General features: G+C 67.0%; 20 protein-coding genes and 1 pseudogene. 5 read left to right on the top strand and 16 right to left on the bottom strand.

Annotation, left to right across the window (positions count from 1 at the left end; genetic code table 11):
- Positions 1–5 precede the first annotated feature (5 nt).
- The 5 genes from ABQF30_RS19850 to ABQF30_RS19830 form a co-directional block, all read right to left on the bottom strand.
- Positions 6–4052 carry a bifunctional nitrate reductase/sulfite reductase flavoprotein subunit alpha gene (locus ABQF30_RS19850; RefSeq protein ID WP_448466892.1) on the bottom strand — a complete coding sequence of 1349 codons (4047 nt, stop codon included), beginning with the start codon at positions 4050–4052 and terminating at the stop codon, positions 6–8.
- 109 nt (positions 4053–4161) lie between these two features.
- The gene (locus ABQF30_RS19845; protein ID WP_448466890.1) at positions 4162–4554 is read right to left on the bottom strand and encodes a universal stress protein; all 393 of its coding nucleotides are present in this window, start codon (positions 4552–4554) and stop codon (positions 4162–4164) included.
- Positions 4551–6092 (bottom strand): tripartite tricarboxylate transporter permease, encoded by a 1542-nt coding sequence (locus tag ABQF30_RS19840; protein ID WP_448466888.1) that lies wholly within the window; start codon positions 6090–6092, stop codon positions 4551–4553. Before ABQF30_RS19840 ends, ABQF30_RS19845 begins: the two co-directional genes overlap by 4 nt.
- The gene (locus ABQF30_RS19835; protein WP_448466886.1) at positions 6093–6602 is read right to left on the bottom strand and encodes a tripartite tricarboxylate transporter TctB family protein; all 510 of its coding nucleotides are present in this window, start codon (positions 6600–6602) and stop codon (positions 6093–6095) included. It abuts the gene before it with no gap.
- Between the two features lie 11 nt (positions 6603–6613).
- Positions 6614–7546: a Bug family tripartite tricarboxylate transporter substrate binding protein gene (locus ABQF30_RS19830; protein ID WP_448467256.1), complete on the bottom strand. Its 933-nt coding sequence runs from the start codon at positions 7544–7546 to the stop codon at positions 6614–6616.
- Positions 7547–7691: 145 nt separating this feature from the next.
- On the opposite strand from ABQF30_RS19830, the gene ABQF30_RS19825 reads away from it, so the two are divergent.
- The 5 genes from ABQF30_RS19825 to ABQF30_RS19805 are packed head-to-tail and all read left to right on the top strand — an operon-like array spanning position 7692 to position 12512.
- Positions 7692–9323 carry a sensor histidine kinase gene (locus tag ABQF30_RS19825; protein ID WP_448466884.1) on the top strand — a complete coding sequence of 544 codons (1632 nt, stop codon included), beginning with the start codon at positions 7692–7694 and terminating at the stop codon, positions 9321–9323.
- The gene (locus tag ABQF30_RS19820) at positions 9316–9975 is read left to right on the top strand and encodes a response regulator (RefSeq protein WP_448466882.1); all 660 of its coding nucleotides are present in this window, start codon (positions 9316–9318) and stop codon (positions 9973–9975) included. The genes ABQF30_RS19825 and ABQF30_RS19820 overlap by 8 nt, the downstream gene beginning before the upstream one ends.
- 43 nt (positions 9976–10018) lie before the next feature.
- Positions 10019–11041, top strand: coding sequence for a DUF2293 domain-containing protein (locus ABQF30_RS19815; protein ID WP_448466880.1), 1023 nt, complete (start codon positions 10019–10021; stop codon positions 11039–11041).
- 12 nt (positions 11042–11053) lie between these two features.
- Positions 11054–11776, top strand: a complete 723-nt coding sequence (locus ABQF30_RS19810; RefSeq protein ID WP_448466878.1) for a type 1 glutamine amidotransferase — start codon at positions 11054–11056, stop codon at positions 11774–11776.
- A gap of 43 nt (positions 11777–11819) precedes the next feature.
- The gene (locus ABQF30_RS19805) at positions 11820–12512 is read left to right on the top strand and encodes a phosphoribosyltransferase (protein WP_448466876.1); all 693 of its coding nucleotides are present in this window, start codon (positions 11820–11822) and stop codon (positions 12510–12512) included.
- 14 nt (positions 12513–12526) lie between these two features.
- Here the strand turns inward: ABQF30_RS19805 and ABQF30_RS19800 are convergent.
- The 11 genes and pseudogenes from ABQF30_RS19800 to ftsW form a co-directional block, all read right to left on the bottom strand.
- Positions 12527–12799 (bottom strand): annotated as a pseudogene (locus ABQF30_RS19800) (hypothetical protein); the annotation flags it as partial.
- A 75-nt stretch (positions 12800–12874) separates the two neighbouring features.
- Positions 12875–13684, bottom strand: a complete 810-nt coding sequence (gene wag31 / locus ABQF30_RS19795; RefSeq protein WP_448466874.1) for a DivIVA-like cell division protein Wag31 — start codon at positions 13682–13684, stop codon at positions 12875–12877.
- Positions 13685–13890: 206 nt separating this feature from the next.
- Complete coding sequence (locus tag ABQF30_RS19790) at positions 13891–14181, bottom strand: YggT family protein (RefSeq protein ID WP_448467254.1); 291 nt, start codon at positions 14179–14181, stop codon at positions 13891–13893.
- Between the two features lie 115 nt (positions 14182–14296).
- A complete protein-coding gene (locus tag ABQF30_RS19785; RefSeq protein ID WP_448466872.1) occupies positions 14297–14950 on the bottom strand; it encodes a cell division protein SepF in 654 nt (217 codons plus the stop codon).
- A complete protein-coding gene (locus tag ABQF30_RS19780) occupies positions 14947–15780 on the bottom strand; it encodes a YggS family pyridoxal phosphate-dependent enzyme (protein WP_448466870.1) in 834 nt (277 codons plus the stop codon). The genes ABQF30_RS19785 and ABQF30_RS19780 overlap by 4 nt, the downstream gene beginning before the upstream one ends.
- Positions 15777–16490 (bottom strand): peptidoglycan editing factor PgeF, encoded by a 714-nt coding sequence (gene pgeF, locus ABQF30_RS19775; RefSeq protein WP_448466868.1) that lies wholly within the window; start codon positions 16488–16490, stop codon positions 15777–15779. Before pgeF ends, ABQF30_RS19780 begins: the two co-directional genes overlap by 4 nt.
- 35 nt (positions 16491–16525) lie before the next feature.
- On the bottom strand, positions 16526–17686 hold the full coding sequence (gene ftsZ / locus ABQF30_RS19770; protein ID WP_448466866.1) for a cell division protein FtsZ: 1161 nt from the start codon (positions 17684–17686) through the stop codon (positions 16526–16528).
- A 178-nt stretch (positions 17687–17864) separates the two neighbouring features.
- A complete protein-coding gene (locus ABQF30_RS19765; protein WP_448466865.1) occupies positions 17865–18752 on the bottom strand; it encodes a cell division protein FtsQ/DivIB in 888 nt (295 codons plus the stop codon).
- Positions 18749–20206: a UDP-N-acetylmuramate--L-alanine ligase gene (murC, locus tag ABQF30_RS19760; RefSeq protein WP_448466863.1), complete on the bottom strand. Its 1458-nt coding sequence runs from the start codon at positions 20204–20206 to the stop codon at positions 18749–18751. The genes ABQF30_RS19765 and murC overlap by 4 nt, the downstream gene beginning before the upstream one ends.
- The gene (gene murG, locus ABQF30_RS19755; protein ID WP_448466861.1) at positions 20203–21378 is read right to left on the bottom strand and encodes an undecaprenyldiphospho-muramoylpentapeptide beta-N-acetylglucosaminyltransferase; all 1176 of its coding nucleotides are present in this window, start codon (positions 21376–21378) and stop codon (positions 20203–20205) included. Before murG ends, murC begins: the two co-directional genes overlap by 4 nt.
- Positions 21375–22940 (bottom strand): putative lipid II flippase FtsW, encoded by a 1566-nt coding sequence (gene ftsW / locus ABQF30_RS19750; protein ID WP_448466859.1) that lies wholly within the window; start codon positions 22938–22940, stop codon positions 21375–21377. The genes murG and ftsW overlap by 4 nt, the downstream gene beginning before the upstream one ends.
- Between the last annotated feature and the right edge of the window lies 1 nt (position 22941).

Genomic DNA, 22941 nt, shown 5'->3' with positions numbered 1-22941 from the left:
CCAGATCAGTACACGTCTCTGACGTAACGCTTCTCGGCCACGAGTTCCCGCTTGTAATCCCGGGCGCCTTCCTCCGACATCCCGCCGTGCGTGCGCAGGATCGTGGTCAGCGCGGCGTCGACGTCCTTGGCCATCCTGCCGGCGTCACCGCACACATAGAAATGCGCACCGTCGTCCAGCCAGCGCCACACGTCCGCACCGTAATCGATCATCTTGTGCTGCACGTAGACCCGCTTGGCCTGATCACGCGAGAACGCCAGATCCAGCCGGTTCAAGAACCCATCGGCAGCCATCTCCTCGAATTCGTCGCGGTAGTAGAAGTTCTCGTTGCGGTGCTGGTCGCCGAAGAACAGCCAGTTGCGGCCGCCGTGTCCCAGTGCGCGCCGCTCCTGGAGAAATCCGCGGAACGGGGCGATGCCGGTGCCCGGGCCCACCATGATCATCGGTGCGGCAGCGTCCTCGGGCGGGCGGAAGTGCGGTGAGCGCTGCAGGAACACGGGTGCCGCGGCGGCGCGATCGGCGAGGAAGGTCGAACACACCCCGGCCCGCGCGGCACCGTTGACGCCGCGGTAGCGCACCACCGACACGGTCAACTGCACCTCGTGCGGACTCACCAGAGGGCTCGACGATATCGAGTAGTTGCGCGGGGTCAGCCGCACGAGCACCTCTTGCCACTGTTCGGGTTCGGCATGCACGCCGAACTCGGTCACGATGTCCAGCCCGTTACGGTCGCGCAGCCACTTGTTCAGCCGCTCGCCGGAACCCCGCAACACCCTGGTGGCCGAACGGTCGGTGCAGGTATCGGCGACGAACTTCACCAGGTTCGGGGTCACCCGACAGATGTCGTAGGACGAGATGAGGGCGTCGCGCAGGGACTGTTCGGTGCCGTCGACCTCGATGGTGCAATCACCGTTCAGCGAGGTGGCCGCCAACCAGGCGTCAACCACCGCCGGGTCGTTGGTGGCGTACACGCCGAGGGAGTCCCCGGCCGCATAGCTGATGTCATAGTCGGAGATGTCGAAGCCCAAGTGCCGCACCTCTTTTGTCGCACCCGGAGCAGTGAGCACAACGTTACGGCGCAGCGTCGCGAGAATCGGCTTGGCCCTGGTGAACTCGTCCGGCTCGGTGCGAATGACCGTACGGCGGCCGCCGCCGCGCCAACCCTGCGGCTCGGCGGACTCGCCGGTGAGCAGTTCGGCGATCGAATCGGCCCAGCGATGCAGCGGTTCGTCGTCGTAGACCTCGCACTCGGTGCGGTCCAACAGCTTGGTGGCGCCCAGGTCGGCCAGTCTGCGGTCCAGCGACTTGGCGTGCCCGCAGAAGTTGCCGTAGGCACGGTCGCCGATACCCAGTACGGCGTAACGGATTCCGTGCAACTGGGGCGCGTCTGGTGCGTCCAACCGGTCCCAGAAGTCGGCGCCGTTGTCCGGCGGGCCGCCGTCGCCGAAAGTGCTGGTGACCACCAGCACGTCCCGGGCGGCGGCAAGCTCGCCGAGCGCCAACTCGTCCATGTTGACCAGCGCCGCACCATCCAGCCGGGCAGCCAGCTTGGCCGCGAACTCCTCGGCGTTACCGGTTTGCGAGGCCCACAACACCAACGGACCGGTGGCAACGGGCCGTTCGGAAACGCTGGCCCGCGAATACCTGCCGGCCAGTATGCCGTTCACCCACAGTCGCACCATGGAGCCGACGGGTGCGGACTCCGGCAGCACGGGAACTCCGACGGGAACCTCCGCAAGGCCGGTGAAAAACCCGGCCAGGTAGGTCTTCTCGTCCTCGGTCAGGCCCGGCTTGTGTGCGTCGGTAATGCCGAGTTCGGCCGCCACCGGATGCCCGTACCGGGCACCGTCGACGGTCCGGGCGGGCCGCAGGCTGACCGCACACACTTTGAACTCGGGCTGCAGCGAGTCGGGGTCGACGGCATCGTTGGTCACCGCGTTGACCGTGAGGTACTCGCCGTGTTCGTCGTTCCAGTGGAACGGCACAAAGCAATTGCCCGGCCGGACACGGTCGGACAGCACTGCGGGCAGCACCGCGCGGCCGCGACGGGAAGCCAGTTCGACGGGCTGTCCCGCGACGATCTGAAGCTCGAGGGCATCGACCGGATGGATCTCGACGAACGGCCCGGGGTTGAGCTTGTTGAGCTTGGCGACCTTGCCGGTCTTGGTCATGGTGTGCCATTGATGCTGCAACCGCCCGGTGTTGAGCACCATCGGGTAGTCGTCATCGGGCAGTTCGGCCGCATCCATGTGTGGACGGGCATGGAACACCGCGCGGCGCGAGGGCGTGGGAAAAGCCAGCCGTGGCCGATGGTCGTCCTCGTCGACGAACGACTCCTGGCTGACCCCGTCGTTCAGGTAGCGGATCGGATGGCGGTCGCCAGCCCCGCCGGGGGCGTCGACCGGCGGGCACGGCCATTGCAGTGGCGTCTGGCGCAACCTCTCATATGTCGCCCCACGCAGGTCATATCCGGTCTTGGGGTTGGCGAACCGGCGGATCTCGTCGAATACCGCCTCAGCCGAGGCGTAGCTGAAGTGTTCGCCGAAGCCCAACTGGGCCGCGACACCGCAGATGAGCTGCCAGTCCGGCCGGGACTGACCGGCCGGCGGGATCGACGGCGACAGCAGCGTCAGGTTGCGCTCGGAATTGACCATGACGCCTTCTGATTCGGCCCAGAGCGCGGCCGGCAGCACGATATCGGCGTAGTGGTTGGTGGCCGTGGCGCGGTAGGCGTCCTGGGCGATGACGAGTTTTGCCGCCTCCAGCCCGTTGATCACCGTCTTGCGGTTCGCCACGCTCGCAACCGGATTGGTGCAGATGATCCAGCAGGCCTTGATCCTGCCCTCTGCCATCTGCTCGAACATGCCGACGGTTCCCGGCCCCACCTCGGCCCGAATGGTCCCCGGCTGCAGATCCCACTGGGCTTCCACGAACGCGCGGTCCTCGTCCGCGAGCACCGTGCGCTGACCGGGCAATCCCGGGCCCATGTAACCCATTTCGCGTCCGCCCATGGCGTTGGGCTGACCGGTCAGTGACATCGGGCCGCTACCCGGCCGGCAGATGGCGCCGGTGGCCAGGTGCAGATTGCAGATGGCGTTGGTGTTCCAGGTGCCGTGCGTGCTCTGGTTGAGCCCCATGGTCCAACAGCTCATCCACTCCCCCGACTCGGCGATCATCGCCGCGGCGGTGCGGATGTCGTCTTCTGCGAGTCCGGTGATCTCGGCCACCCGGGCAGGCGGATAGTCGGCCAGGAATTCCGGCATCGTCTCCCAGCCTGTGGTGTGCTCGGCGATGAATTCGGCGTCGATGTCGCCGTTTTCGACCAAGAGGTGCAGCAGGCCGTTGAGCAACGCGAGATCGGTGCCCGGCTTGATCTGCAGGAACAGATCAGCCTTCTCGGCGGTCGCGGTGCGCCGGGGGTCGACGACGATCAGTTTCGCCCCCGCCTTGAGCCGATCGGCCATCCGCAGATACAGAATCGGATGGCAGTCGGCCATATTCGAGCCGATGACGAAGAACAGATCCGTGCGGTCGAAGTCGGTGTACGAGCCGGGCGGGCCGTCGGCCCCCAGCGACTGCTTGAAACCGGTACCCGCACTGGCCATGCACAGCCGGGAGTTCGACTCGATGTGCACGGTACGCAGGTAGCCCTTGGCGAGCTTGGTCGCCAGATACTGGGCTTCGATAGACATCTGGCCCGACACGTACAGAGCAACCGAATCCGGGCCGTGCTCGTCGATGATGGCCCGCAGCCGGCGCCCCGCCTCGGCGACGGCATCGTCGACCGGGATGGGCAGCAGTTCGTCGTCGCGGGTGGGACGAAGCAGCGCCGAAGACAGCCGGTCGTCGTCGGCGGCCATCAACTCGGCGTGCATCGCGCCCTTGGTGCACAGTCGGCCGAAGTTGGCGGGGTGCAGCTTGTCCCCCGAGATCCGGGCGATCACCGTCCGGTTGTCGACGACCCTGGTGCTGACCTCGATGCCGCAGCCGACGCCGCAGTAGGAACACGCCGTTCGCTGCGTGCTCGAACCGGTGGTCGCGCCGTCTGCCATGGCCCCATGGTGTGCGGCTGGTGTTCCGGGGCTTTTCCCAGGACGTTATCGCGAGGAAAACTGAACCTCACAACGCGGCATTGCCCGCGGTGAGGATTGTTTGCCCAGGTCAGTATCCCTTCGGCTTGACCGCCAGCACCGGCTTCAGGCATTCCAGCAGCAGGCGCTGTGAAACGCTGCCGAGCAGCAGCTTGCCCACCGGGCTGCGGTGCCGGATACCGATCACCAAGAGCTCGGCCTCGGGGGCATCCATTGCGTTGAGCAGTTCTTCGGCCGCGTCGACGCCGACCGGCTGCCGGAGTTCGAACGGCACACCGCTGTCGCGCAGGTGCTCCTCGACATCGTGCACCTCGCCGGATTGGGCGAACCGGGCGTCGACGTAGGCCTCCCCCGACGTCGAGTTGATCAGCAGCAGGCTCGTGTTGCGCAGTTTCGCTTCAGCGATCGCATGTTCGAGTGCCGCTCTACCGAACTGGTCCGCGCTGTAGCCGACAATGATCATGATTTCTGGGCCTTCGCTTTCTGGTCCACATCATCTTCGACGATCAACAGCGTCTCTTCGCTGCGATGCGTCAACCTGAGCACCAACGGCATCAACAGGAGTATCACCATCAGCACGTACGTGACGATCGCGACCGGCTCGGTGAACAGGCTGCTCCACTCGCCGCCGCCGAGCTGAAGGCTTTGGCGCAGCTGACGTTCGACGCGCGGGCCCAGAATCACGCCGATGATCAACGGCAGCACCGGCAGCCCGAACCGGCGCATCATCAGCCCGAGCAGGCCGAGCACCAGCAGCAGCGCCAGATCGAACGGTTGCACGTTGACCGCAAGAGCCCCGAGGGTGGCGAAGAACAGGATGCCCGCGTACAGGTAGGCCCGAGGCGTGCGCAGCAGCTTCGCCCACAGCGGCGCCAACGGCAGGTTGATCACCAGCAGTAGCAGATTGCCGATGAACAGGCTCGCGATCAGCGTCCAGATCAGCAGCGGCTCCTTCTCGAAAAGAGTTGGGCCAGGCTGGATTCCGTAACCGACAAACGCGGCGAGCATGACCGCCGCGGTGGCATTCGTCGGCAGGCCCAGCGACAGCATCGGCACCAACGTGCCCGCAGCCGAGGCGTTGTTGGCGGCCTCCGGGCCTGCGACGCCCTCGATCGCACCTTTGCCGAACTCCTCCGGGTGTTTCGTCAGCTTCTTCTCGGTGATGTAGGACAGGAAGGTGGGCAACTCCGCACCGCCTGCCGGCAGTGCCCCGAACGGGAATCCGTAGGCGGTGCCGCGCAGCCACGGTTTCCACGAGCGGCTCCAGTCCTTGCGGCTCATCCACGGTCGGCCGACCGGGATCACGTCCGCCGGGCGTCGGCGCAGATGCGCCGCCACCCACAGTGCCTCGCCGAGCGCAAAGATGGCCACCGCGACCACCACGATGTCGATACCGTCGCTCAGCAGCGGGATACCGAACGTGGCGCGGGGCTGGCCGGTGAGGAAGTCGATGCCGACGATCCCGACGGCCAAGCCGAGGAACAGTGAGATCGCGCCCCGCAGTTTCGAGGAACCGAGCACCGCCGTCACCGCGACCAGGGCGAACAGCATGATCGCGAGATAGGACGGGGCGCCGAGCGTGACCGCGAACCGGGAGATCGGCGGTGCGAACAACGCCAGCAGGGCCGTGCCGATCGCCCCGGCGACGAAGGAGCCGATGGCCGCGGTCGCCAGCGCTTGGGCGGCCCGGCCTGCCTTGGCCATCTTGTTGCCTTCGAGTGCGGTGATCACCGACGACGACTCGCCGGGTGTGTTCAGCAGGATCGACGTCGTTGACCCCCCGTACATGCCGCCGTAGAAGATGCCGGCGAACATGATGAACGCCGCGCTCGGGCTGACGTTGTAGGTGACCGGCAGCAGCAGAGCCACCGTCATGGCCGGGCCGATACCGGGCAGCACGCCCACCGCGGTGCCCAGGAGCACCCCGATCACCGCGTAGAGCAGGTTCATCGGGGTGGCGGCTTCAGCGAAGCCCTGCAAGAGCCAGTTGAAGTTGTCCATCTACAGAATCCCGTCCAGAATGCCTGCGGGCAGCGGGATTCCGAGCCCGGAATAGAACGCGTAGAAACTCACCAGACCCAGCACCACCCCGATGGCGATGTTACGAATGTAGTGACGATTGCCGAGAATCGTTGCGGCACCGGCGAACAGCAAGGCGCTGGTGATCGTCCAGCCGAGCGGCTTCACCAGCACGATGGTCGCCACGAATACGCCCACCAACAGCCCGACCGTGCGCCAGTCGCTTGGAGCGTTCGGGTCGACATCCTCACCGGCATCGGCTTCGCCCACCGACCCCCGAGGTATGGCAACGGCCAGGATGACCGCCAGCACGATGAGTACGGCGCCGATGAGTATGGGGAAGAACCGAGGTCCGATGGGATCGACCTCGGCAAACTCGGCCGTCAGGGTAAGCGCGTCGTAGATCAGGAAGGCACCGACCACGACGAGCACCGCGCAGACCAGATACTGCGCCCGGTCGACGGCCTTGCGTTGCGGTTCAACACCGTTCACAACAGGCTCGCTCACAACAGCCCCAATTCGGTCAGAGTGGTCTCCACCCGCTCGTCCTGCTCTCTGAGGAACTGCTCGAACTCCGGGCCGGTCGTGAACGCGTCGCTCCAGCCGTTCGTCACGAGCGCCTCCTTCCATTGCTCCGTGCCGTGCAGGTCTTCCAGCGCCTTCACCATGGCCTCCTTGGCCTCACCGGAAATGGCCGGCGGCGCAAGGATTCCGCGCCAGTTGGTGAAGGTGAGGTCGATGCCGGACTCGGTCAGCGTGGGCGCGTCGACGCCCTCCACCCGCTCCTTGCCGGACACTGCCAGCACTCGGACCTGACCGGCCTCGATCTGGTCGACGAACTCGCCCAGCCCCGTGGTGCCCGCCGCGATCTTCTTGCCCAGCAACGCCGTCAGCAGGTCGCCGCCGCCGTCGTAGGTGATGTAGTTGACCTGTCGCGGATCCACACCGACAGCGCGGGCGGTCTCCATCGGGAACAGGTGATCGGGCCCGCCGGGCGACGATCCACCGCCGATGGTCACGGCCGCGGGATCGGCCTTCCAGGCGGCCACCAGGTCCTGAATGGTCTTGAACGGCGAATCCCCCGGAACCAGGATGCCTTCCTGTTCCTCGACCATCTTGGCCAGCGCGGTGGCCTTGGACGCCCGCGCATCGGAGCCGTTGGTGAAGGTGGAGCCGACCACACCGAGCCCCATCATCATCATCAGGTCGTCGTTGCCTTCTTCGTTCATCAGGCGGGCCATCGCTACGGTCCCACCCGCGCCGATGACGTTGAACACCTCGATGCGCCCCGTGATGTCGGTGTCCTCCATGATCTTCACCGCGGTACGCGCGGTGAGGTCATAGCCGCCACCGGGGCTGTTGGGCACCATCATGCGCAGCCGGTGCAACCCACGGGACTCGTCACCTCGAGTGACCCCGCACGCCGTCACCAGCATCGTCGCGATCAGTGCGACCAGCACCCCGGCGCACAATCGTCTGAACCTCACAGCACTCCCCAATCACTCATTTGTGATGCTCAGCAATACTGGACCCGTCAAGTGATTCAGGTCACCGATTCGGACGCAAAGGAAGTATTGGTCGTTGAGTTCACCGTCGGTGGTTGCGCGTCTGCTGCGTAGTCGCAGCCTGGCCGGCCGGTTCCTGGTGTTCCAGCTGCTGGTGGTCGCGGTGGTGCTGATCGCCGTGGCCGCAGTGTCGGTGACCCAGTCGACCCGCGAGTTCCGCGAGGTCCGGGGGCAGCGGATGATCGCCGTCGCCGAGAACGTGGCGTCAACGCCGATCGTGCGGGACCGCTACGGCGACCCGTTCGCCTGGCAGCTACTGGCTCCGGAGGTCGAACGGGCGGTGGCGCTGTCGGGGGCGGAGCGGGCTGAGATCACCGATCCGGAGGGCACGGTGCGGGCATCGTCAGTTCCCGACCGGGTCGGTCAACGGGTCGATCTGGGGCCCAGCCGGGCCGACGAGGGCCGGGCCTGGTTCGGTGACAGCGATGTCGACGGCAGGCACCGCCTCGTCGGGCAGGTACCGGTCCTTTCAGCCGACGGAAATGTGCTGGCGATCGTCTCGGTCAGTGAACGCTATCCATCGGTGTGGGAACTGCTGGGCGGCGCGGGTGAGCGCCTGCTGATCTACCTCGGACTCGGTGCCGCGTTGGGGTTGCTCGCGTCATGGCTGTTGTCCCGGCGGATCAACCGGCATACCCGCGGATTGAACATCGCAGAGATCGCGAGCCTGGCCGACCACCGGGAAGCGTTGTTGCACAGCATCCGCGAGGGCGTCGTCGCGGTCAACACGGACGGGGCCATCACCCTGCTCAACGACAGCGCGGCCGAGCTACTGGGCGTGAACGCGGCGGCGGTGGGCAGACGAGTCGACGACGTCGGCCTGGAGCCCGCGGTGGTGGAGTTTCTGTTGTCGGGCGAAGAAGGTCGGGCCGACGAAAACGACGTGATCATCGCGACCCGGACCCGGGTGCTGGCGCTCAACCGGCGCGCGGCCAGCAGCCAGGGACAGCGCATCGGTACGGTGACCACCATGCGCGACAGCACCGAACTTGCTGCGCTGCAGGCGCAATTGTCGTCGCACCGCAGTGTCACCGACACACTGCGCGCCCAGACCCACGAGTTCGCCAATCAGCTGCACACCATCTCCGGACTTGTCCAGCTGGGCGAGTTCGATGCGGTCAGGGACCTGGTCGGAACCCTGACCCGGCGCCGTGCCGCGATCAACGAGGCTGTCACACAACACATTTCCGACCCGGCTGTGGCCGCTCTGCTGATCGCCAAGACCTCACTGGCCGCCGAAAGCGGGGTCGAGCTGGTGCTGACCGAGGACAGCCACCTGGCCGCGCTCGCACCGGCGCTTGCGACTGACGTGATCACGCTGCTGGGCAATCTGATCGACAACGCCGTCGATGTGTCGGTGGGCGCCGAGCGCGCGCAGGTGAGCGTGCGGATCGCCGATAGAGCCGGGCTGCTGCTGGCGGTGTCGGATTCGGGACCCGGTGTGCCCGAGCATCTTCGGGAGTCCATTTTCGCCCGCGGCGTGACGTCCAAACCGGAGGTGCCGGGCGGGCGCGGCATCGGGCTGGCCCTGGTGCGCCTGGTAACGGCCCAGCACGGGGGCACTGTCGAGGTCACCGACGGTCCCGATGGCGGAGCGTCTTTCGTGGTCCAGTTGCCCGCGGTGACCGAGCGAGCCGTCCATGCGTGACGTGCTGGTGGTCGACGACGACTTCATGGTCGCCGAGATCCATCGCCGATTCGTCGAACGCGTCGACGGGTTCCGCGCAGCTGGGGTTGCGCGCAACGGGGCCCAGGCCCTGGCCGCGGCGGCCGAACTGCAACCCGACCTGATCCTGCTCGACGTCTACCTGCCCGACATGACCGGTCTTGAGGTGTTGCAACGACTGCGATCCGACGGCAACCGCGCCGGCGTCATCATGATCACCGCCGCCCGCGAGCTTGACACCGTACGCGGTGCATTGGACGGCGGAGCCGCCGATTACCTGATCAAACCGTTCGAGTTCGATCAACTGCAGGCAAAGTTGGCCGCCTTCGCGGCCCGGGCCGATGCCCTGGCCGCTGACGGCGGCGCCGACCAGTCGATGATCGACGCACTGTTCGGCGCGACCTCGAGCGCGAATGCAACGCTGCCGAAGGGGCTTGGCGCCGAAACGGGCCGGTTGGTGATGGAGGCGGTCCGCGGCGCGGGTGAGGTGTCGGCAGCCCAATGCGCTGAGCTCGTGGGGATTTCGCGCGTCAGCGCCCGGCGCTATCTCGAGCACTACCTGAGCACCGGGGCCCTGGAACTGCGGCTGCAATACGGCGTCGGCCGGCCGGAGCGGCGATACCGGGCGACTTAGGCCGCGAATTCGATGGCAAGCCCGCGATATCCTCGACTGCGCTATGGCACGCAAGGGTTTGGAGAACAGAGTCAGGCGCGCCGCGGACGCGGCGCTCGAACGACAGCAGTATGTCAGTGCGATTGACGTGCTTGTCGGCCTGGGCTGGCTGGCGCCGCCGAACGTCGACCTGTGGCGGCACAGGCGAATGGATGCGCTGGAGCGCGTCGTCCAGGTCGATCCAGGCAAGGTCACCGACGCGATGGCAAGGCTCGAGCGCTGGGCGCGGGAGCGCGGGCTCGCACTGTCCGAGCCGGACTATGGCTCGCTGCGGTTCAGCATCAATGGCGACACTACCGTCGAACGCGCGTACCGCATGCGCTGGGTAGCACCGGATTTCTCCGAACGAGAAGTCGAGAAACCAAGCACACCAAAAGATCTCGTCGTCATCATGGCGGTCAAGGACTGGACGTGCACGTCATGCGGTGGCACCGGCACCATGCTGGTCATGGAGGATGCGGGTCCGCGGTGCCTGGACTGTGCCGACCTGGGGCATCTCGACTTCGTGCCGTCCGGTGACGCCGCACTGACCCGGCGGTCGAAGAAGGCCAGCCGCCTTTCGGCGGTGGTGGTGCGGTGGAGCCGTGCCCGCAAGCGGTACGAACGGCAGGGCATTCTCGCCGAACAGGAAGCGATCGAGCGTGCCGAACAGGAGTGCCTTTCCGACGCTGACGTTCGCGCCCGCCGTCAGGAACGCGACAGAGTCCGCCGCGCTGAGCAGGACGTGCGATTTCAAGCCGAGTTCGCCGCGGCGATCCGACAACAGTTTCCGGGCTGTCCCGCCGACCGAGCCGAGGCGATCGCGCGTCATGCGGCCACCCGGAGCAGCGGGCGGGTGGGACGAAGCGCGGCCGGGAAGGCGCTCGAGCCTGATGCCGTACGACTCGCGGTCGCAGCATCGGTGCGCCACAACGACACCGATTACGACGAGCTGCTGATGTCCGGCATCGACCGGGAAACCGCCCGCGACCGCATCTGGGAACGGGTTGAGGACGTGCTGAGCGGCTGGCGCGGTGGGCAGTCCTGACATAATGCCGGCGTGACATCGAAGGTACTGTTCATCCGCAACGACCACCTGGCGACCGAGGCACTGTTGGGCGAGGCGTTCAGCGAATGTGGTTTCGACATAGACACATTCGAGGTGGTCCCAGCCGAACGGGTGGACTCCCCGGCGGCCGACGTGACGTTCCCAGACCCCGCCGGCTACGACGTGATCGTTCCGCTGGGCGCGCGTTGGCCGGTGTACGACGACGCGCTGCGTCAAACCTGGGTGGGCACCGAGATGGCGATGGTGCGCGACGCCGCGCAGGCCGGGGTGGGTGTGCTCGGTGTGTGCTTCGGCGGGCAGCTGCTGGCGCAGGCGTTCGGCGGATCGGTCAGCAGGTCCGATTCCCCAGAGATCGGTTGGTATGACGTGGCCACCGACGACGCGCAGCTGGTGCCGGGCGGTCCGTGGTTCCAGTGGCATTTCGACCGGTGGACGTTGCCCCCGGGCGCCACCGAGATCGCCAGGACCGGACAAGCGTCGCAGGCTTTCGTGCTGGGACGGTCGCTGGCACTGCAGTTCCACCCCGAACTCGATGCACAGATACTGGAAGCGTGGCTGGCCGGTGACCGTGACGGCGAAGTGGCGGGTGTCGGTCGCACTCACGACGAATTACGTTTGCAGACAAACAAACTCGTCGACGATGCAGCGGTGCGCGTGCGTGCGCTGGTCCGCGGGTTCCTCGCCAAGGTGGTCCGATCCGAGCCCGCGACGTAGGCTGGAGCGGTCGGGTGGTGTTCGCAGGCCGCATGTCAAACAGATGAGCGCATGGAGCGTCCGACGGGACGCAGAACGCACATTCCAGGATCGCCGCGAGGCGGGCCGGGTCCTGGCGCAGCGCCTGGTGTCGTACCGCGGCCAATCCGATCTGCTGGTCCTCGGCCTGGCCCGTGGCGGCGTTCCGATCGCGTGGGAAGTGGCGTCTTTCCTGGAAGCGCCGTTGGATGTCTTCCTGGTCCGAAAACTGGGCGTGCCGCAGTGGCAGGAACTGGCCATGGGTGCGCTGGCCTCGGGCGGCGGCATCGTGCTCAACGAAGACATGGTGCAACGCCTCGGCATCAGCGAGGACGCCGTGAACGATGCGATCAAACGCGAGACGACCGAATTGGAGCGGCGTGAGCGGGCCTACCGCGGCGACCGTCCCGCTCCGGATATCGCCGGCCGGACCGTCATCCTCGTCGACGACGGGATCGCCACCGGAGCCAGCATGCTCGCCGCCGTGCGGGCCGTTCGCTCCGCGCAACGCTCGATGCGCGGCCCGCCGCGGCGCGTAGTGGTGGCGGTGCCGGTCGGACCGGAGACCGTGTGCCGGGAGTTGGCCGATGAAGCCGATGAAGTGATCTGCTCGAGCACGCCGACGAACTTCGAGGCGGTGGGTCAGGCGTTCGCCGACTTCCACCAGGTCACTGATGACGAGGTGCGTGACCTGCTGGCCACCCCGACCGCCGGCTAGTTCTTGCGTTCCTCGGGTTCCGCGCCGGACTCCTCGGGATAGTCCACCGGCTCGTCAAGACCAGGCTCGGCGGGTTCTTCGTCCTCTATCGCGGCTTCGCCCTCTTCGTCGCTCTCGCTGGACGCACTGCGCCCGCGGCGCTCGCGGAGCGCGTCGACGATGAGCAGCAGGACGCCCAGCACGCTGGCGCCGATGCAGACCCAGGCGATCAACTCATTACTGGTGACCACAGCGGTCACGAGCGCAGCCAGGCCGATGACGGCAAGCACAAGCGCAATGATCAGCATCATTCAACCCCAGGTCTGGTGGTCCGACAGCCGGACCGGTTCAGGTCAGCCGACGACCGAGTGAGATACGGCCGGTCAGTTGTTTCCGCGATTGAACTGGCCGAACCCGCTCGCGTCGTTGTTGGCGCTGGAGTCAACCGGCGCAGCCGAGCCGCGCTGGCCGAGCTCCTCGAGCTGAGACTCCAGATAGGTCTTGAGCCTGGTGCGGTACTCACGTTCGAACGTGCGCAACTGCTCCAGCCGGCCTTCCAGCACCGTGCGCTGCTGGTTGATGGTGCCCATGATCTCCGAATGCTTGCGCTCGGCGTCGGCCTGCAAGGCGTCGGCCTTCTCCTGCGCCTGCCGCAGCTGCGTCTCGGAACGGGTCTGGGCATCGGCCAACATCGCGTCGGCGCGCTGACGCGCTTCGGAGACGGTGGTCTCGGCGGTCTTGCGGGCGTCGCTGACCATCGCGTCGGCCTGGGCGCGGGCATCGGAAAGCAGCTTGTCCGATTCGGCCTTGGCCGTGCCGGTGAGCCGATCGGCAGTGTCCTGAGCCAGGCTCAGCACGCGTGCAGCCCGCACGGCGGTGTCCTCGCTGGGAGCAGGAGCCGGTGGCGGCGGGGCTTCGTAGACCGGCTGCGGCGCCGGAGCCGGCTCGGGCTCGGGCTCGTACAGCGGGATCGACTGAGTCGACTGAGAGCCGCCGCCCGAGCGAGCAGAGGACACCTCCTGGTCGAGCTCGGCGACGCGCTGCCGAAGATCGGCGTTCTCCTCGATGAGCCGGGTCAGCTCATTCTCAACCAGATCGAGAAAGGCGTCGACCTCGTCTTCGTTGTAGCCACGCTTGCCAATCGGTGGCTTGCTGAACGCGACGTTGTGGACGTCCGCTGGTGTGAGCGGCATTGTCTGCCCCCTTGAAGTCTTGGACCGTCAATCGATCTCAAAGTGTAGAGCCTTGCTTGAACGCAACTGGCGTCCATCCTGTCACACCAGACCCGGCGGTTGCAGTGGAGGCCAATTTTTAAGAACGAATTTCAATCTTCTTACGCAATTGTGGACCATCCGGCAAACGCTCTCGGCCATGGGTCGACGGCATCTCCCGAGAGCTCTCAGACTGCCGCGCCGAAGGCCAACTGCATGCCGATGAAGGCCACCAGCAGTAGCACCATGATCGACAGATCGAACCGGACCGCGCCTATCGTGAGCTGCGGAATAATTCGCCGCAGCAGCCTTACCGGCGGATCGGTGACAGTCATGATGAGTTCCAGGACGACGACCGTCAGCCCCTTGGGATGCCAGTCCCTACTGAACGACCGAATGAACTCGACGACCACCCGCGCGATGAGCAGCAGCCAGAAGATGAACAGCGCGAAACCCAAGATCTGAAAGAACAGCGACAACTGAGCCGACCTCACTACAGAAAGGTGTGTGACATTCGATACAGGTCGCTGTGATGCGACGCCGCCAGCCTACCCGGCCGTGGCGGCAATTGCGGGTGGGAGCCTGGGCGCGGGACTACTGATAGGAGTAAAAGCCGGCTTCGGCGATGCGCCGACGCTCCTCGGCGCTGACGTCGACATCGGCCGGAGACAGCAGGAAGACCTTGGTGGCCACTTTGTCGAACGAGCCGCGCAACGCGAACGCCAGGCCGGCCGCGAAGTCGACGAGTCGCTTGGCGTCGGCGTTGTCCATCGACACCAGGTCCATGATCACCGGGGTGCCGTCCCGGAACCGCTCGCCGATGGTGCGGGCCTCGCTGTAATCCTTGGGACGCAGCGTGGTGATCTTCGACATCGGGCTCCCCGCCTCGAACAGCTCGGCCATGCGGCGCGGATCCATTGCGAGCGCTCCCCGGGTGGATCCCCGCAGGCCACCGAGCCGCGGTGCGGCCCGGTCGAATTCACGCGGACCGCGCATCCTCGGCTCGAACCTGGGCTCCTCGGCGAAACCGCCGGGGTAACCGCCGCGGTAGGCAGGCCCTTCTTCGTACTCCCGGCCCTCGTAGCCGTAGCCGTCTTCCTCGAAGCGCTCCTCGCGGGGACCGCGTGAGGCCGGCCGGGCATACCCGCCGCGGGCAGCGCCGCGGTCGTCGTCCTCGTAGTACTCGTCGTCGTAGTCATCCAACGGCGCCATACCGAAGTAGGCCTTGACCTTGTGCAGTGTGCTCATCGCGGCGACCCTTCTGCGGACTTTGGGAATTTTGGTGTCTGTGATGAAGATGTGACTGGAGTGACTACTGCGGGTGACGTTAGCGGCCGTTGCCCCAATAGCGCGGTTCCGACACGCACACAGGTGGAACCGTGTTTGACCGCGACTTCCAGATCGGTGGACATCCCGGCCGAGAGTTCCAGTCGTTGCTGGTAGTCACGTTGAACGCGGGTCCGCTCGGCTGCCAGCCGCGCGAAGGCCTCGTCGGGATCGACGTCCAACGGCGGGATTGCCATCAGCCCGACGAACTGCAGCCCGGCGGCAGCCTCGGCGGTCGCGCACAGTTCGTCGACGAGGTCCGGTCTGTTCACGTCCACGCCACCGCGCTCGGTGTCGCCGTCGAGACTTATCTGTAGATAGATGCGCAGCGGTTCGGCCCGGGTACCGGCGCCCAGCGCTTCGGTGGCCGCCCGGTCCAATGCGGTGATGAGTCGGCCGTTGTCGACCGAGTGGGCCGCGTAGGCCCAGCCCGCCACCGCACGCGCCTTGTTGCGCTGGATGCGGCCGACCATGTGCCAGCGAATTGGTGCGTCAGGCAATTCGGCGCGTACTTCGGCGACTTTGTTCGCCGCTTCCTGTTCGCGGGATTCACCAAATGCGAGGCAACCTAATTGGTTGAGAATAATGATGTCGGTGGCCGGAAAGAACTTCGTAATCGGAAGTAATTCGATTTCACTGACATTTCGTCCGGCCGCTTCGGCGGCACGCGCCAGTCGCGCCCGCGTCGCACCGAGCGCGGCAGTCAGTTCTGCCGTCCGGCCCGGATCGCGTCGACGCTGCGCGGGACTCATCTCAAGCTCGATTCCATCCAGACCAGACAGGCGAGACGCCCGGTCGGGGCATTACGACGATGACTGAACAGGTTGGGATCCTCGACAGTGCAGCGGCGATCGACGTCGATCGCCTTGATGCCCAAATCCCTTAGTTGCCGAGCGATTCCGGCCCGCAGGTCCAGGCCGGGAGTCCCCCGCGAGGTCGAGGTGCGACTACCGGGCAGGGTGGCCTCCACCTCGGCGGCCATCGCCGCGGGCACCTCGTAATTGCGCCCACTGACCGCCGGACCGAGCAACACCGAGATGTCCTCGACGTGCGCGCCGGCGGCGAGCATCGCCTCCACGGTGCGGACCACAATGCCTTTCTGCGCACCGACCCTGCCTGCGTGGGCGGCGGCGACCACACCGGCGCGGGCGTCGGCCATTAATACCGGAACACAATCGGCGGTTACCACCGCCAAAGCCAAACCAGGGGTCGTGGTCACCAATGCGTCGGCATTATCGACAGCGGTGTCCTGTGGGGCGTCGACGTTCACCACGCGGTCGCTGTGAACCTGATTCATCCACACGACCGCGTCGGCACTGATCGCAGCGGCCAACCGCGTGCGATTGGCCGCCACCGCCGCGGGGTCGTCACCGACGTGATCACCGAGGTTGAACGAATCGAACGGCGGCGCCGAGACGCCGCCGGCACGAGTGGTGGTCACGCGACGCACACGAACATTCACGATTTCAGTATCCGGGGCCGAAGCCGGCACCCGAATCAGTGCCGCATGAACGGCGGCACATCGACGTCGTCATCGGCGATGCCCCCGTCCCCGTCGCCGCCGACGCTGACCGTGGCGCCGTTGGTCCGCGGTGGGACGCTGGCCGCGTCGTTGGGCTCGAACAGCGACGTGGTCACCTTGCCGGCCCGACCGGAGGCGATCGGCTGCGTCTCAGCCTGGCCGGCCGCGACCACCGGCTTTCGGCTCGGCATCGCCATCTCGAAGCCCGCCGCGATGACCGTCACCCGCACCTCGTCACCCAACGAGTCGTCGATGACCGTGCCGAAGATGATGTTGGCCTCGGGATGGGCCGCGTCCTGCACCAACGACGCTGCCTCGTTGATCTCGAAGAGGCCGAGGTCACTGCCACCCGCGACGGACAGCAACACTCCTTGTGCGCCCTCCATCGAAGCTTCCAGCAGCGGCGAGTTGATCGCGATCTCGGCGGCCTTCAGTGCCCGGCCGTCTCCTCGCGCAGATCCGATGCCCATCAGTGCCGTGCCCGCGCCGCTCATCACGCCCTTGACGTCGGCGAAGTCGACGTTGATAAGGCCGGGCGTGGTGATGAGATCGGTGATGCCCTGCACACCGTTGAGCAGCACCTCGTCGGCACTGCGGAAGGCGTCCATGAGCGATACGGCGGCGTCGCCCATCTGCAACAGCCGGTCGTTGGGGATGACGATCAGGGTGTCGCAGCTCTCGCGCAGCGAGGTGATGCCTGCCTCGGCCTGATTGCTCCGGCGTTTTCCTTCGAAGGAGAACGGTCGCGTCACCACACCGACGGTGAGCGCACCGAGCTTGCGGGCGATGGTCGCCACGACGGGAGCCCCGCCTGTGCCCGTGCCACCGCCCTCACCGGCGGTGACGAACACCATGTCGGCGCCGCGCAGGAGCTCTTCGATGTCGTCCTTGGCGTCCTCGGCCGCTTTACGACCGACCTCAGGGTCAGCGCCTGCGCCGAGACCTCGGGTGGAATCGCGGCCCACGTCGAGCTTGACGTCGGCATCGCTCATCAACAGCGCCTGAGCGTCGGTGTTGATCGCGATGAACTCGACGCCCTTCAGGCCCTGTTCGATCATCCGGTTGACGGCGTTGACGCCGCCGCCGCCGATACCAACCACCTTGATTACCGCTAGGTAGTTATGCGGGGGGGTCATGAATCGTCTTCCTCCCAGGTCGGGTGTCAATGGGCGCCGAACTCTGCTCCTGCAAACTCTCAACCTCAACCATAGGCTTAGAGTTATGTCAAGTTGTTCCGCGCAAACAGAACGGTAGGGGGCCAACGCGGCCCATCACGGCAGGCGCGCCGACGCGTCGCGCGGCAATTTTTCACATCTACTTGACCGTGGGCAGGTCCGGACTCGACACGTCATAGGTCCGGCCGGGCCGGGTCAACAACGCGGCGAGTTTCAGCGCCTTCTCCTTCGTGCGGTCGGTGGTTCCCCACACCACGATCCGACCGTCGGTGAGCGTCAAGGTGATCGACGCGACCGAGGGCGCCGCGATCCGGCCGACCTGCCCGACGACATCGGGCGGCAGTGCCGACATCACCTCGAGTGCTGCCATGGTCGCCGGATCGCTCGGGCCCGGATTGTCGGCATCGAGATATGGCAACGACAGCGGCGCAGGACCGGTGGCGAAATCGACGCCATCGCGGTCGAACAGGTGGGGCCCGTCCGGGTAGTCCTTGACGACCACGGGCACCCGCTCGACCACGGTGATCCGCAATGTCGACGGGTATTCCCGCTGCACCCTGGCACTGGCGACGCGCCGGATGGTCGCCACCCGCTCGGCCACCGCGTCGGTGCTGATCTGCAACAACGGTGTACCGGACGGAACTGCGGCGGCGGCCAGCACCTCCTCTTGCGGGACCGCGGCCAGCCCGGTGACCACCACGCTGCGCGCAGACATGATCGGGGTGAAGTACAACAGCAGGCCCAACGTCACCGCCAGCACGCTCGCCAGTGCCGACCACAGCAGCACCTTGACACCCCGGATAGCTGCGCGCGCAGGGGCTTTCGGTGGATCCGCGGAATCGGCCCTACGCTTGGCCTCGCGCCGGGCCTGTTCGATCGCCACCGCACGGTCGCGAGCGGCCCGCCGTTCTTCGCGCTCGCGCCGGGCCCGCCGCCGCGGACCCTCGTAGTCGTCGGCCGCGGCGAGCGGCGTGGTCGATTCGGCCTGCGGTTCGGCGGGCTCTGCCGGACCGGACTCGGCGGTCACGACGAACCCGTCCCCGACCGTCCCGGGGCACTGCGGTTTGCCTTGATCTGCAACTCGGTGAGAATCTCGGTGCCCAGCATGGTCACGTCGCCTGCCCCCATGGTGAGCACGACGTCACCCGCGTTGGCCGAGGCCGCGACCACCGCGGCCACCGCCGAGAAATCCGGCACGTACGTCACCGGAGCGGTGACGTACTCGGCGACCGTCGCACCGCTCACCCCGGCCATGGGCTGTTCGCGCGCACCGTAGACGTCGAGCACGAAGACCTCGTCGGCAATGCTCAGTGCGGCACCGAACTCCCGCGCGAATGTCGCTGTGCGCGAATACAAATGTGGCTGGAATACCACGATCGAGCGGCCACCGGTCTGGTTGGCGACGATCCGGGCAGCCTCCAGCGTTGCCCGCACCTCGGTGGGATGGTGCGCGTAGTCATCGAAGACCCGGACCCCCGTTGTCACGCCGACCAGCTCGAAACGCCTACGTACGCCTTCGAATCCGGCCAGCCCGTCGAGCACCACCTCCGCGGGCGCACCTACCTGCACCGCGGCCAGCAGGGACGCGAGCGCATTGAGCGCCATGTGCCGCCCAGGCACCGCGAGTCGGACGGCCCGCGGGTGCGGCTCACCTGCGAGCTGGATGTGCGCCACCCCTCCGGTGCCCTGTTGGTCCCAGCTCAGCAGCGCACCCGCCAGATTCTCGCCTGTACTGCCATAACGCAGCACCCGGATACCCAGTGCCTCGGTGCGCTCGGCCAGCGCGGCCGCACCCGGGTCATCGGTACACACCACCAGCGCCCCACCCGGCGCGATCCGCTCGACGAAGGAGTCGAACACCGCGGTGTAGGCCTGCTCACTGCCGAAGAAATCCAAGTGGTCGGCCTCGATGTTGGTCACCACCGCCACATCCGGGGTGTACTCCAGCAGCGAGCCGTCGCTTTCGTCGGCCTCTGCCACGAAACACCGCCCACTGCCGTGATGGGCATTGGTGCCGGCCTCCCCCAGCTCACCACCGACGGCGAACGAAGGGTCAAAACCGCTGTGTTGCAACGTGACGATGAGCATCGACGTGGTCGTCGTCTTACCGTGGGTGCCGGTGACCATCAATGTCGTGTAACCGGCCATCAGCTTGGCGAGCACCACCGGCCGCATGATGATCGGGATACCGCGGCGGCGGGCCTCGACGAGTTCGGGATTGGTCTTCGGAATCGCGGCATGGGTGGTGACCACTGCGGTCGGACCGCCGGGCAACAGATCCAGTGCGGATGCGTCGTGCCCGATGCGGATTTCGGCGCCCCTGGCCTGCAATGCCACGACGCCCCGCGATTCTTTGGCATCGGACCCGGACACCAGACCGCCGCGGTCCAGCAGAATCCGGGCCACGCCCGACATCCCCGCTCCACCGATCCCGACCATGTGTACCCGCTGCAGCTCCGGCGGAAGTGAATTGCCTATCACTGCAACTTCTCTCGTCCGGCGCGCGCCACATCCAGGGCGACCTGGGCCACCCGCTGCGCGGCATCGGGATGCCCCGACAGCGACGCGGCGGCCGTCATCGCCGACAGCCGGGCATCGTCGGTGAGCAGGCCGGCCACTGTATCGGCGACGAAATCCCCACTGAGATCGGCATCGTCGACCAGAATGCCGCCGCCTGCGGTCACCACCGGGCCGGCGTTGAGCCGTTGCTCGCCGTTGCCGATCGGCAGCGGGACGTAGACCGCGGGCAGGCCGACCGCGGTCACCTCGGCGACCGTCATCGCACCGGACCGGCACATCGCCAGATCCGCTGCCGCATAAGCGAGATCCATGCGGTCCAGATAGGGCACCGCGACATACGGGGCGGTATCCGGCAAACCGGGCGGCAAGTCCAGCGTGTTCTTCGGGCCGTGCGCGTGCAGCACCGAAATGCCTGCAGCGGCAAGCGGTTCGGCTGCAGCCGAGACGGCGCGGTTGAGCGATTGCGCCCCTTGCGAACCGCCGAACACGAGCAGCACCTTGGCGTCCTCGGGGAAACCGAAGAACGCCCGCGCCTCGGCGCGCAACGCCTTACGGTCCAGCGAGGTGATCGCCGCCCGCACCGGCACCCCGACGACTTCGACATTGCGCAGCCCCGGATCGGGCACCGCCGAGAGCACCCGGCGCGCCGAGCGGGCGCCCACCCGGTTGGCCAGGCCGGCGCTGGCGTTGGCTTCGTGGATCACCACCGGAACCGCACGCCGACGGGTGAGCCCGCCGCGGGCGGCCAGGTAAGCGGGCAACGCGACGTATCCGCCGAAACCCACCACCACATCGGCCTCGACCTCGGACAGCACCGCCCGGGTCTGCCGGATCGCGGTGCGCACCCGCATCGGCAACCTGACCAGATCGCCCGACGGCTTGCGCGGCAGCGGCACCGGCGTGATCAGCTGTAGGTCATAGCCGCGCTCAGGCACCAGCCGCGTCTCCAGCCCGCGCTGCGTACCGAGCGCGGTGATGCGTACGTCCGGATCGAGCGCGCGCAGCGCATCGGCCACCGCCATCGCCGGCTCGATGTGTCCCGCGGTCCCGCCACCGGCGAGTACGACGGAGATCGCCCGGCCCGATCCGCGGTCGCTGCGCTCCTGCCCCCGAGGGACCGAACTCTCACTCACCCGTAACGCTGACCTTCCAGTGCGCGGGCCCGACGGCCCTGTTGGCGTTGAGGCGCCCGGGGTTGCCTGGCGCCGGACTCGCCGCCTCCATGATGCCTTGACCGGCGAACCGGACCATCAGCCGCATGGGTTTTACGGCGGCCCGACGGCGTCGGCTTTCTGTCGGACTTGCGTGGCGGCTTGCCCGGGGTGCGGGCCGCCCCCGCGGTCTTTCGGGCGCGTAACCGGTCGCGGACGGCCTCCAGTCGGGTCGGCACGTACGGTTCCGGCGGCGGCAGCCGCAGCAGCCGGTTCACCCGGTCGTCGCGCCCGGCCCGCAACGCCGCGACCGCTTCCGGCTCGTGCCGCGCCGCGTTGGTGATCAAGCCCATCATCAAAAGCGTTGTCGCCTGCGAAGATCCACCCGCCGAGATGAGCGGCAACTGCAGGCCCGTCACCGGGAGCAGGCCCACCACGTAGCCGACGTTGATGAACATCTGTCCGACCACCCACAGCGTCGTGGTGGCGGTGAGCAGACGCAGGAACGGATCGGCCGAGCGGCGCGCGATGCGCATCCCGGTGAAGGCGAACAGGCCGAACAGTGCCAGCAGGCCGAGGGCTCCGACGAGTCCGAGTTCCTCGCCGATGATCGCGAAGATGAAGTCGTTGTGTGCGTTCGGCAGGTAGTTCCACTTTGCCGTGCCCTGGCCGAGGCCGTCGCCGAAAACACCGCCGTTGGCCAGCGCGAACCGGGCCTGCCGCGCCTGGTAGCCCGACCCCTGGGAGTCGGCGCCGGGATTGAGCCAGGACTGCACGCGGTCAGACCGGTAGCCCTCGGAGACCGCCAGCACCGCCGCGGACACCATGATCGCGAGCATCGAGGACACGAACACCCGCAGCGGCAGCCCGGCGTACCAGAGAAGGCCGAGCAGGATGATGCCCAGCGACACCGTCTGGCCGAGGTCGGGCTGGGCGACGATGAGGGCGAGGGCCATCCCCGCGGCAGGCACCAACGGGATCAGCATCTCTCGCAGCGACGCCCGCTCGAGGCGCCGCGCAGCCAGCAGGTGCGCGCCCCAGATCGCGAAGGCGATCTTGGCGAGTTCCGAGGGCTGCATCGAGAAACCCGAAACGACGAACCACCCGCGGGATCCGTTGGCCACCTTGCCGATACCGGGGATGAGCACCAGCACGAGCAGCACGATCGTGAGGGCGAAGCCGGGGAAGGCAAGCCGGCGCAGGGTCTTGACCGGCATCCGCAGCGCCACGTAGAACGCCACGAGCCCGATCGCCGTCCACAGCACCTGGCGGCCGAACACCGCCCACGGGGAACCGTCGGCGTCATAGGAGTACACCCCGGACGCCGACAGCACCATGATCAAGCCGAGTGAGGTGAGTAGTGCGGTGACGGCGATGATCAGGTGGAACGAGGTCATCGGCCGGCTCAGCCAGGCGCCGAATCGGGTGCGTGGCTCCTTCACCGCCGGGGCGGCCTCCGATATGCGCCCGGTTCCGCCGTCGGTCGTGCCGTCGCCCGGGGTGTCCCCGTCACGGCGACGCAACCGGGTGAGAAAGCTGCCCACG

It is taken from the genome of Mycolicibacterium sp. XJ870, from assembly GCF_053483975.1.
The sequence above is the reverse complement of the archived record's forward strand: the minus strand, read 5'-3'. Positions and strand labels throughout refer to the sequence as shown.